Annotated in this window: 18 protein-coding genes; all 18 read left to right on the top strand. The window is 64.0% G+C overall.

Going from position 1 to position 8,251, the window contains the following annotated elements; all coding sequences use genetic code 11:
• On the top strand, window positions 1-186 hold a 186-nt coding region (locus AC1DDA_RS10235; RefSeq protein ID WP_465247133.1), incomplete at its 5' end, for an EF-Tu C-terminal domain-related protein.
• 67 nt (window positions 187-253) lie between these two features.
• Window positions 254-562 (top strand): 30S ribosomal protein S10, encoded by a 309-nt coding sequence (gene rpsJ / locus AC1DDA_RS10230; RefSeq protein WP_043237115.1) that lies wholly within the window; start codon window positions 254-256, stop codon window positions 560-562.
• A 69-nt stretch (window positions 563-631) separates the two neighbouring features.
• On the top strand, window positions 632-1,360 hold the full coding sequence (gene rplC, locus AC1DDA_RS10225; protein ID WP_476795644.1) for a 50S ribosomal protein L3: 729 nt from the start codon (window positions 632-634) through the stop codon (window positions 1,358-1,360).
• Window positions 1,360-1,980: a 50S ribosomal protein L4 gene (gene rplD, locus AC1DDA_RS10220; RefSeq protein ID WP_441512846.1), complete on the top strand. Its 621-nt coding sequence runs from the start codon at window positions 1,360-1,362 to the stop codon at window positions 1,978-1,980. Before rplC ends, rplD begins: the two co-directional genes overlap by 1 nt.
• Window positions 1,977-2,288 (top strand): 50S ribosomal protein L23, encoded by a 312-nt coding sequence (locus tag AC1DDA_RS10215; RefSeq protein WP_149128651.1) that lies wholly within the window; start codon window positions 1,977-1,979, stop codon window positions 2,286-2,288. The genes rplD and AC1DDA_RS10215 overlap by 4 nt, the downstream gene beginning before the upstream one ends.
• 16 nt (window positions 2,289-2,304) lie before the next feature.
• Entirely contained in the window at window positions 2,305-3,147 is an 843-nt protein-coding gene (gene rplB / locus AC1DDA_RS10210) for a 50S ribosomal protein L2 (RefSeq protein WP_441512845.1), read from the top strand.
• An 8-nt stretch (window positions 3,148-3,155) separates the two neighbouring features.
• A complete protein-coding gene (gene rpsS / locus AC1DDA_RS10205) occupies window positions 3,156-3,434 on the top strand; it encodes a 30S ribosomal protein S19 (RefSeq protein WP_441470739.1) in 279 nt (92 codons plus the stop codon).
• A 3-nt stretch (window positions 3,435-3,437) separates the two neighbouring features.
• Window positions 3,438-3,818 (top strand): 50S ribosomal protein L22, encoded by a 381-nt coding sequence (gene rplV / locus AC1DDA_RS10200; RefSeq protein WP_441512844.1) that lies wholly within the window; start codon window positions 3,438-3,440, stop codon window positions 3,816-3,818.
• Between the two features lie 10 nt (window positions 3,819-3,828).
• Entirely contained in the window at window positions 3,829-4,560 is a 732-nt protein-coding gene (gene rpsC, locus AC1DDA_RS10195) for a 30S ribosomal protein S3 (RefSeq protein WP_441512843.1), read from the top strand.
• A gap of 18 nt (window positions 4,561-4,578) precedes the next feature.
• Window positions 4,579-4,992: a 50S ribosomal protein L16 gene (gene rplP / locus AC1DDA_RS10190; RefSeq protein ID WP_112581124.1), complete on the top strand. Its 414-nt coding sequence runs from the start codon at window positions 4,579-4,581 to the stop codon at window positions 4,990-4,992.
• A gap of 11 nt (window positions 4,993-5,003) precedes the next feature.
• Window positions 5,004-5,216 (top strand): 50S ribosomal protein L29, encoded by a 213-nt coding sequence (gene rpmC, locus AC1DDA_RS10185; protein WP_400506013.1) that lies wholly within the window; start codon window positions 5,004-5,006, stop codon window positions 5,214-5,216.
• A gap of 10 nt (window positions 5,217-5,226) precedes the next feature.
• Window positions 5,227-5,469 (top strand): 30S ribosomal protein S17, encoded by a 243-nt coding sequence (rpsQ, locus tag AC1DDA_RS10180; RefSeq protein WP_441512842.1) that lies wholly within the window; start codon window positions 5,227-5,229, stop codon window positions 5,467-5,469.
• 211 nt (window positions 5,470-5,680) lie between these two features.
• Window positions 5,681-6,049: a 50S ribosomal protein L14 gene (rplN, locus tag AC1DDA_RS10175; RefSeq protein ID WP_055730187.1), complete on the top strand. Its 369-nt coding sequence runs from the start codon at window positions 5,681-5,683 to the stop codon at window positions 6,047-6,049.
• The gene (gene rplX / locus AC1DDA_RS10170) at window positions 6,049-6,366 is read left to right on the top strand and encodes a 50S ribosomal protein L24 (protein WP_377838317.1); all 318 of its coding nucleotides are present in this window, start codon (window positions 6,049-6,051) and stop codon (window positions 6,364-6,366) included. Before rplN ends, rplX begins: the two co-directional genes overlap by 1 nt.
• Window positions 6,359-6,925 (top strand): 50S ribosomal protein L5, encoded by a 567-nt coding sequence (gene rplE / locus AC1DDA_RS10165; RefSeq protein WP_476778751.1) that lies wholly within the window; start codon window positions 6,359-6,361, stop codon window positions 6,923-6,925. Before rplX ends, rplE begins: the two co-directional genes overlap by 8 nt.
• A 36-nt stretch (window positions 6,926-6,961) precedes the next feature.
• The gene (gene rpsN / locus AC1DDA_RS10160; RefSeq protein ID WP_199085556.1) at window positions 6,962-7,267 is read left to right on the top strand and encodes a 30S ribosomal protein S14; all 306 of its coding nucleotides are present in this window, start codon (window positions 6,962-6,964) and stop codon (window positions 7,265-7,267) included.
• Between the two features lie 13 nt (window positions 7,268-7,280).
• The gene (gene rpsH, locus AC1DDA_RS10155; protein WP_400506018.1) at window positions 7,281-7,679 is read left to right on the top strand and encodes a 30S ribosomal protein S8; all 399 of its coding nucleotides are present in this window, start codon (window positions 7,281-7,283) and stop codon (window positions 7,677-7,679) included.
• A 35-nt stretch (window positions 7,680-7,714) separates the two neighbouring features.
• Window positions 7,715-8,248, top strand: a complete 534-nt coding sequence (rplF, locus tag AC1DDA_RS10150) for a 50S ribosomal protein L6 (RefSeq protein ID WP_476795643.1) — start codon at window positions 7,715-7,717, stop codon at window positions 8,246-8,248.
• Window positions 8,249-8,251: the final 3 nt, after the last annotated feature.

Below are 8,251 nucleotides of genomic sequence, written 5' to 3'. Positions count from 1 at the left end.
CGCACGACGGACGTGACCGGCGTGGTGACCCTGCCGGAAGGCACGGAGATGGTGATGCCGGGCGACAACATCTCGATGGAGGTGACGCTGATCGCCCCGATCGCGATGGAAGAGAAGCTGCGCTTCGCCATCCGCGAAGGCGGCCGCACCGTCGGCGCCGGCGTCGTCGCTTCGATCATTGCGTAACGCGTTTTCGTGAGGGGCGCGGGCCCTTCGGGCCTTCGCCTCTACACGTCACGGAGAAAACAAGACCATGAACGGTCAGAACATTCGGATCCGCCTCAAGGCGTTCGACCACCGCATCCTCGACGCTTCTACGCGCGAGATCGTGTCGACCGCGAAGCGGACGGGCGCTCAGGTCCGCGGACCGATTCCGCTGCCCACGCTCATCGAGAAGTTCACCGTCAACCGCTCGCCGCACATCGACAAGAAGTCGCGCGAGCAGTTTGAGATGCGGACCCACAAGCGGGTCCTCGACATTGTCGATCCGACTCCCCAGACGGTCGACGCCCTCATGAAGCTTGATCTCGCCGCCGGCGTCGACGTCGAAATCAAGCTCTGATCCGATTGAACGGGTCCTCTGTTTCCGGCGACCCCGGATGGACATGACCCCAGAAGAAGGTGTGCACCGATGCGTTCCGGTGTGATTGCACAGAAAGTCGGGATGACCCGCGTCTTCACGGATGCTGGCGAGCATATCCCGGTCACCGTGCTGAAGCTCGACAGCTGCCMGGTTGTCGCGCATCGCACGAAAGAGAAGAACGGCTATGTGGCCGTGCAGCTGGGCTCCGGCACGGCGAAGGTGAAGAATGTCTCGAAGGCTGAGCGCGGTCACTTCGCGGTCGCCACGGTCGAGCCGAAGCGCAAGGTGGTCGAGTTCCGCGTCAGCGATGACGCGCTGATCCCTGTCGGCGCCGAGCTGACCGCGGACCACTTCGTCGTCGGCCAGTTCGTCGACGTCTCCGGCACCACCACCGGCAAGGGCTTCGCCGGCGGTATGAAGCGCTGGAACTTCGGCGGTCTGCGCGCCACCCACGGCGTCTCGGTCTCGCACCGTTCGATCGGTTCGACCGGCGGCCGTCAGGACCCGGGCAAGACCTTCAAGAACAAGAAGATGCCGGGCCATCTTGGCGCCGAGCGCGTCACCACGCAGAACCTGCGCGTCGTCCAGACGGATGCCGAGCGTGGCCTGATCCTCGTCGAGGGCGCCGTTCCCGGCGTTGCCGGCGGCTGGATCCATGTCCGCGACGCCGTCAAACGCGCCCTGCCGAAGGATGCGCCGCTGCCGGGCAAGTTCAAGGTTGCCGGCGAGAGCAAGGCGGAAGAGGCTCCTGCGGCCCAGGCTGAGGAGAACGCGTGATGAAATTCGATATCGTCACTCTTGAAGGCGGCAACGCCGGCTCCCTCGAGCTGTCGGATGCGGTGTTCGGCCTCGAGCCGCGCGCTGACCTCCTCGCCCGCATGGTTCGCTATCAGCTCGCCAAGCGCCGCGCCGGGACTCACAAGTCCAAGGGCCGCTCGGAAGTCGATCGCACCCGCAAGAAGATCTACAAGCAGAAGGGCACCGGCGGCGCTCGCCACGGCGCGGCTTCGGCTCCGCAGTTCCGCGGCGGCGGCAAGGCCTTCGGTCCGGTGCTGCGCGACCACGCTCACGACCTTCCCAAGAAGGTCCGCGCGCTCGCTCTGCGCCATGCGCTCTCGGCCAAGGCGAAGGATGCCGGCATCATCGTGATCGACGATGCCACGCTCTCCGAGCCGAAGACCAAGGTGCTGCTCGGCCACTTCGGCAAGCTCGACCTGTCGAGCGCGCTGATCATCGGTGGCGCCGAGATCGATACGAACTTCGGCCTGGCCGCTCGCTCGATCCCGAATGTCGACGTTCTGCCGGTCCAGGGCATCAACGTCTATGACATCCTGCGTCGCGACAAGCTTGTCCTGACGCGTGCGGCTGTCGATGCGCTGGAGGCGCGCTTCAAATGAGCCAGTCCGCCAAGAACCTCGACCCGCGCCACTACGATGTGATCGTGGCGCCGGTCATCACCGAGAAGGCGACGATGCTCTCTGAGCACAACAAGGTCGTCTTCAAGGTTGCCCGCACCGCGACCAAGCCGCAGATCAAGGCGGCGATCGAGAAGCTCTTCGACGTCAAGGTCAAGAGCGTCAACACGATCGTCACCGAAGGCAAGGTCAAGGTCTTCCGTGGCCGCCTCGGCCAGCGCTCGGACGTCAAGAAGGCCGTTGTGACCCTCGAAGAGGGCCACTCGATCGACGTGACCACGGGCCTCTGAGGGAAGGATCGCCATCATGGCTTTGAAACACTTCAAGCCGATCACGCCGAGCCTTCGCCAGCTCGTGATCGTCGACCGCAGCGAGCTCTACAAGGGCAAGCCGGTCAAGACCCTGACCGAGGGCAAGAGCTCCTCGGGCGGCCGCAACAACCTCGGCCGTATCACCGTCCGCTTCCGCGGCGGTGGCCACAAGCGCACGCTGCGCCTCGTCGACTTCAAGCGTCGCGGCAAGGCCGGCATCCCGGCGACCGTCGAGCGGCTCGAGTACGACCCGAACCGGACGGCGTTCATCGCCCTGATCAAGTATCAGGACGGCGAGCAGGCCTACATCCTGGCGCCGCAGCGCCTGGCAGTCGGCGACACCGTTGTGGCGGGTGACAATGTCGACGTGAAGCCCGGCAACGCGGCGCCCATGGGCACGCTGCCGATCGGCACGATCGTCCACAATGTCGAGCTCAAGATCGGCAAGGGCGGCGCTCTGGCCCGCTCCGCCGGCAACTACGCCCAGATCGTCGGTCGCGACCAGGGTTACGTCATCGTCCGCCTGAATTCGGGCGAACAGCGCCTGATCTCGGGCCTGTGCTACGCCACTGTCGGCGCCGTCTCGAACCCGGATCACATGAACCGGAACGACGGCAAGGCTGGTCGCTCGCGCTGGCTCGGCCGCCGTCCGCATAACCGCGGCGTCTCGATGAACCCGGTCGACCATCCGCATGGCGGTGGTGAGGGCCGGACCTCGGGTGGCCGTCATCCGGTCACGCCCTGGGGTCTGCCGACCAAGGGCAAGAAGACCCGCTCGAACAAGCGGACCGATACGTTCATCGTGTCGAGCCGTCACGCCCGCAAGAAGAAGAACTGAGGTCCGTCATGGCGCGTTCGCTTTGGAAAGGTCCGTTTGTCGACGGATACCTCCTGAAGAAGGCAGAGGTCGCCCGGACCTCGGCCCGAAATGAAGTCATCAAGATCTGGAGCCGTCGCTCCACGATCCTGCCGCAGTTCGTCGGTCTGACGTTCGGCGTGTACAACGGACAGAAGCATGTGCCGGTGTCCGTGTCCGAGGAAATGGTGGGTCACAAGTTCGGCGAGTTCTCGCCGACCCGCACCTTCCACGGCCACGCTGCCGACAAGAAGGCGAAGAGGAAGTAAGCCATGGGTAAAGCATCCGCCCCCCGTGCGCTGCCCGAGAACGAAGCGCTTGCGGTCGCCCGCAACCTGCGCGTCTCGCCGCAGAAGCTGAACCTCGTCGCTCAGCTGATCCGCGGCAAGAAGGTCTCGACGGCGCTCGCCGATCTCGAGTTCTCCCGCAAGCGCATCGCGAACGATGTTCGCAAGTGCCTGCAGAGCGCGATCGCCAACGCCGAGAACAATCACGACCTCGACGTCGACGATCTCGTCGTCGCCCAGGCCTTTGTCGGCAAGGCACTCGTCATGAAGCGCTTCCACGCCCGCGCCCGCGGCCGTGGCGCCCGGATCATGAAGCCGTTCTCGAACATCACGATCGTGGTGCGCGAGCAGGCAGCGCAGGCCTGAGGAGAGAACGATGGGTCAGAAAATCAATCCGATCGGCCTGCGCCTCGGCATCAACCGTACGTGGGACTCGCGTTGGTTCGCCAACAAGGGCGAGTACGGCAAGCTGCTGCATGAGGACATGGCGATCCGCGCCGCCCTGATGAAGCTGCTGAAGCAGGCTGCTGTCTCGAAGATCATCATCGAGCGTCCGCACAAGAAGTGCCGCGTCACCATCCACTCGGCTCGTCCGGGCGTGGTGATCGGCAAGAAGGGTGCCGACATCGAGAAGCTCCGCAAGGTGGTCTCGAACCTCACCAAGGCCGATGTGACGATCAACATCGTCGAGGTGCGCAAGCCCGAGATCGACGCGACGCTCGTCGCCGACTCGATCGCGCAGCAGCTCGAGCGCCGTGTCGCCTTCCGTCGTGCCATGAAGCGCGCCGTGCAGTCGGCCATGCGTCTGGGCGCCGAGGGCATCCGCATCAACTGCTCGGGCCGTCTCGGCGGCGCCGAGATCGCCCGCCTCGAATGGTACCGTGAGGGCCGCGTGCCGCTGCATACGCTGCGCGCCGACGTCGATTACGGCGTCGCCACCGCCTTCACGACCTACGGGACGTGCGGCATCAAGGTCTGGATCTTCAAGGGCGAGATCCTGGAACACGACCCGATGGCCCAGGACAAGCGCCTCTCCGACGAGGGCGGCCGTTCCGGCGGCCGCGACCGTGATCACCGCGATCGCGATCGTCGCGAGCAGGCTGCGTAAGGCTGATCGAGAAGAGCCATGCTGCAACCAAAACGCACCAAGTTCCGTAAGCAGTTCAAGGGACGCATCTCCGGCGTCGCCAAGGGCGGCACGGACCTCAACTTCGGCCAGTTCGGCCTGAAGGCACAAGAGCCCGAGCGCGTTACCGCTCGTCAGATCGAAGCGGCCCGCCGCGCGATCACCCGCGCGATGAAGCGCGTCGGCCGCGTCTGGATCCGCGTGTTCCCCGACGTGCCGGTTTCGAAGAAGCCGACCGAAGTCCGCATGGGTAAGGGCAAGGGTTCGCCCGAGTTCTGGGCGGCCAAGGTCAAGCCGGGCCGGATCATGTTCGAGCTCGACGGCGTGTCCGAGGAGATCGCCCGCGAGGCGCTCCGTCTCGGCGCCGCCAAGCTGCCGATCAAGACCCGCTTCATCCAGCGCATCGCCGAGTAAGGGAGGGCGACATGAAAAGCACACAGCGTCTTTCCGACCTGAAGTCGATGAGCACGGACCAGCTCCAGGATGAGTTGCTCAAGCTGAAGAAGGAGCAGTTCAACCTGCGCTTCCAGCGGGCAACGGGCCAGCTCGAGAACACCGCGCGCGTCACCGAACTGCGCAAGGATATCGCCCGCATCAAGACGCTGCAGCGGTCGAAGGCCGTTGCGGCCAGCGCGTGAGGAGAAGATAATGCCTAAGCGCGTGCTCCAGGGCGTCGTCGTCAGCGACAAGCAGAACAAAACTGTTGTGGTTAAGGTCGAGCGGCGTTATACGCACCCGCTCCTCAAGAAGACGGTTCGCCGTACGAAGAACTATCACGCCCATAACGAGGCGGGTTCGTTCAAGATTGGCGATACGGTGTGGATCGAGGAGTCCAAGCCGATTTCCAAGCTGAAAAGCTGGGTTGTGCTCGACGGCGCCCCTAAGGCGTGAAGCGAGACGGCTTTGCCCGGCCCCGAATCAGGGGCGGGCAGGGCGCCTGAAGGAAGCCGGACATGTCTCTCCGCAAAGGTGGAAACCACTTTTGCGGATCGTGTTTTGTTTTGAGGCCAAGGGGGCGATCGACCCCCGTCAGTCGTAGTCCCGAGCAGCGCTGAGGCCGCTCCGGAAACCGCCTGATACACAGATTGGAAGGATCAAGGCCATGATCCAGGTGCAGACGAATCTCGACGTCGCCGACAATTCGGGCGCGCGTCGCGTGATGTGCATCAAGGTTCTCGGCGGGTCGAAGCGCAAGTACGCCGGTGTCGGCGACATTATCGTCGTTTCGATCAAGGAAGCCATTCCGCGCGGTCGCGTGAAGAAGGGCGACGTCATGAAGGCGGTCGTCGTTCGCACCGCCAAGGACGTCAAGCGCGCCGATGGTTCGGTGATCCGGTTCGACCGCAATGCGGCCGTGCTGATCAACAACCAGAAGGAGCCGGTCGGCACGCGTATCTTCGGACCGGTTCCGCGCGAGCTGCGCGCCAAGAACCACATGAAGATCATCTCGCTGGCGCCGGAGGTGCTGTGATGGCTGCGAAAATCAAGAAGGGCGACAAGGTCGTCGTGCTTGCTGGCCGCGACAAGGGTAAGTCGGGCGAAGTGCTGCAGGTTCTGCCGAAGGATGCCCGCGCCGTCGTGCGTGGTGTCAACCTCGTCAAGAAGCACACCAAGCAGTCGCAGACGTCCGAGGGTGGCATCATCTCGAAGGAGGCCACCATCGACCTGTCGAACATCGCCGTGGCCGATCCGAAGGACGGCAAGCCGACCCGCGTTGGTTTCAAGGTGCTCGATGACGGCCGCAAGGTCCGTTTCGCCAAGCGTTCGGGGGATCTGATCGATGGCTGACGCTCAGCAGGCGGCTCTCTCGCCGCGCATGAAGAAGCATTACGAGGACGTCGTTCGTCCCGCGATGATCGCCGAATTTGGCTACAAGAACGTCATGGAAGTGCCGACGATCGAGAAGATCGTCATCAACATGGGCGTTGGCGAAGCGACGGCCGACCGCAAGAAGGTCGACAACGCCGCCGGCGATCTCGCCATGATCGCCGGTCAGAAGCCGGTCATCACCAAGTCCCGCCTCGCCATCGCCGGCTTCAAGCTGCGCGAGAACATGGCGGTTGGCTGCAAGGTCACGCTGCGCAAGACCAAGATGTTCGAGTTCGTCGACCGGCTCGTCACCATCGCCTTGCCGCGCGTGCGCGACTTCCGGGGCCTCAACCCCAAGTCGTTCGACGGGCGCGGTAACTTCGCGCTCGGGATCAAGGAGCACATCGTGTTCCCCGAGATCAACTACGACAAGGTCGACCAGGTCTGGGGCATGGACGTGATCGTCTGCACGACTGCGAAGTCGGACGACGAGGCGCGCGCTCTGCTCAAGCACTTCAACTTCCCGTTCCGGCAGTGAACCTAAGCGTTCATACGCGGAAACCAGGAGAGATCGATGGCTAAGAAAAGCTCCGTCGAGAACAACGAGCGCCGCAGGAAGCTGGTGAAGAAATTCGCCGGCCGCCGGGCCCGTTTGCTCGCAATTGCCAATGATGACAACCAGCCCATGGACGAGCGTTTCCTCGCTCGCCTCAAGCTGGCCGAACTGCCGCGCAACTCGGCCAAGATCCGCATCCGCAATCGCTGCGAGGTGACGGGCCGTCCGCGTGCGTTCTATCGCAAGCTGAAGATGTCGCGTGTCGCGCTGCGTGAGCTCGGCAACAAGGGGCTGGTTCCCGGCCTCGTGAAGTCGAGCTGGTAAGGAGGACTGGACAATGGCGATCATTGATCCGCTCGGCGATATGCTGACCCGCATCCGGAATGCGCAGCTGCGCCGCAAGTCGCGCGTTTCCACCCCTGGTTCGAAGCTGCGCGCCCGCGTGCTCGACGTTCTGCAGTCCGAGGGTTATATCCGCGGCTACAGCCAGACCGAGTTCGGCAATGGCCGGACGGAGTTCGATATCGAGCTGAAGTATCACGAGGGCCAGCCGGTCATCCGGTCGATCTCGCGTGTTTCGAAGCCCGGCCGCCGCGTCTACTCGTCGGTCGAGACCATGCCGCGCGTGGCCGACGGCCTTGGCGTGACGATCGTCTCGACGCCGCGTGGCGTGATGGCTGATCATGTGGCCCGCGAGCAGAACGTGGGCGGCGAAGTGCTCTGCAAGGTCTTCTGACCTTACAGGCGCCGCTCATCTTCAGGAGAGATCCAATGTCTCGTATCGGTAAGAAGCCGGTTTCGGTTCCCGCGGGCGTCACCGCCACGGTCACCGGCCAGCTCGTCAAGATCAAGGGCTCGAAGGGCGAGCTCTCCTTCGAGGTGCCCGAGGACGTCTCGGTCGCCATGGAGGACGGCGCGATCGCGGTTCAGCCGCGTTCGCAGTCGAAGCGCGCCCGCGCGCTCTGGGGCACCTCGCGCGCCCGTATCAACAATCTCGTCGTCGGCACCACCGCCGGCTTCGAGAAGAAGCTCGAGATCAACGGCGTCGGCTACAAGGCCGCCGTCAACGGCAAGGTGCTGAAGCTGTCGCTCGGCTACAGCCATGATATCGACTACGAAATTCCGGCTGGTGTCGCGATCGTGACGCCGAAGCCGACGGAGATCGTCGTCACCGGTATCGACAAGCAGATCGTCGGCCAGACCGCCGCGGAAATCCGCGACTATCGTGGCCCCGAGCCCTACAAGGGCAAGGGCGTCAAGTACGCCGGCGAGTTCATCTTCCGCAAGGAAGGCAAGAAGAAGTAAGGA

The sequence above is a fragment of the Allobosea sp. 10N428 genome (genome assembly GCF_056394545.1).
This window is presented reverse-complemented; position numbering and strand designations above follow the sequence as displayed.

What these genes read in the sequence shown, in the direction of transcription:
- rplV (WP_441512844.1), top strand. Translation starts at nt 3,438, where the DNA reads ATGGGTAAAGCATCCGCCCCCCGTGCGCTGCCCGAGAACGAAGCGCTT.
- rpsN (WP_199085556.1), top strand. Translation starts at nt 6,962, where the DNA reads ATGGCTAAGAAAAGCTCCGTCGAGAACAACGAGCGCCGCAGGAAGCTG.
- rplF (WP_476795643.1), top strand. Translation starts at nt 7,715, where the DNA reads ATGTCTCGTATCGGTAAGAAGCCGGTTTCGGTTCCCGCGGGCGTCACC.
- rplP (WP_112581124.1), top strand. Translation starts at nt 4,579, where the DNA reads ATGCTGCAACCAAAACGCACCAAGTTCCGTAAGCAGTTCAAGGGACGC.
- rplN (WP_055730187.1), top strand. Translation starts at nt 5,681, where the DNA reads ATGATCCAGGTGCAGACGAATCTCGACGTCGCCGACAATTCGGGCGCG.
- rplE (WP_476778751.1), top strand. Translation starts at nt 6,359, where the DNA reads ATGGCTGACGCTCAGCAGGCGGCTCTCTCGCCGCGCATGAAGAAGCAT.
- rpmC (WP_400506013.1), top strand. Translation starts at nt 5,004, where the DNA reads ATGAAAAGCACACAGCGTCTTTCCGACCTGAAGTCGATGAGCACGGAC.
- rplX (WP_377838317.1), top strand. Translation starts at nt 6,049, where the DNA reads ATGGCTGCGAAAATCAAGAAGGGCGACAAGGTCGTCGTGCTTGCTGGC.
- rpsS (WP_441470739.1), top strand. Translation starts at nt 3,156, where the DNA reads ATGGCGCGTTCGCTTTGGAAAGGTCCGTTTGTCGACGGATACCTCCTG.
- rpsJ (WP_043237115.1), top strand. Translation starts at nt 254, where the DNA reads ATGAACGGTCAGAACATTCGGATCCGCCTCAAGGCGTTCGACCACCGC.
- rpsH (WP_400506018.1), top strand. Translation starts at nt 7,281, where the DNA reads ATGGCGATCATTGATCCGCTCGGCGATATGCTGACCCGCATCCGGAAT.
- rplB (WP_441512845.1), top strand. Translation starts at nt 2,305, where the DNA reads ATGGCTTTGAAACACTTCAAGCCGATCACGCCGAGCCTTCGCCAGCTC.
- AC1DDA_RS10215 (WP_149128651.1), top strand. Translation starts at nt 1,977, where the DNA reads ATGAGCCAGTCCGCCAAGAACCTCGACCCGCGCCACTACGATGTGATC.
- rplD (WP_441512846.1), top strand. Translation starts at nt 1,360, where the DNA reads ATGAAATTCGATATCGTCACTCTTGAAGGCGGCAACGCCGGCTCCCTC.
- rpsC (WP_441512843.1), top strand. Translation starts at nt 3,829, where the DNA reads ATGGGTCAGAAAATCAATCCGATCGGCCTGCGCCTCGGCATCAACCGT.
- rpsQ (WP_441512842.1), top strand. Translation starts at nt 5,227, where the DNA reads ATGCCTAAGCGCGTGCTCCAGGGCGTCGTCGTCAGCGACAAGCAGAAC.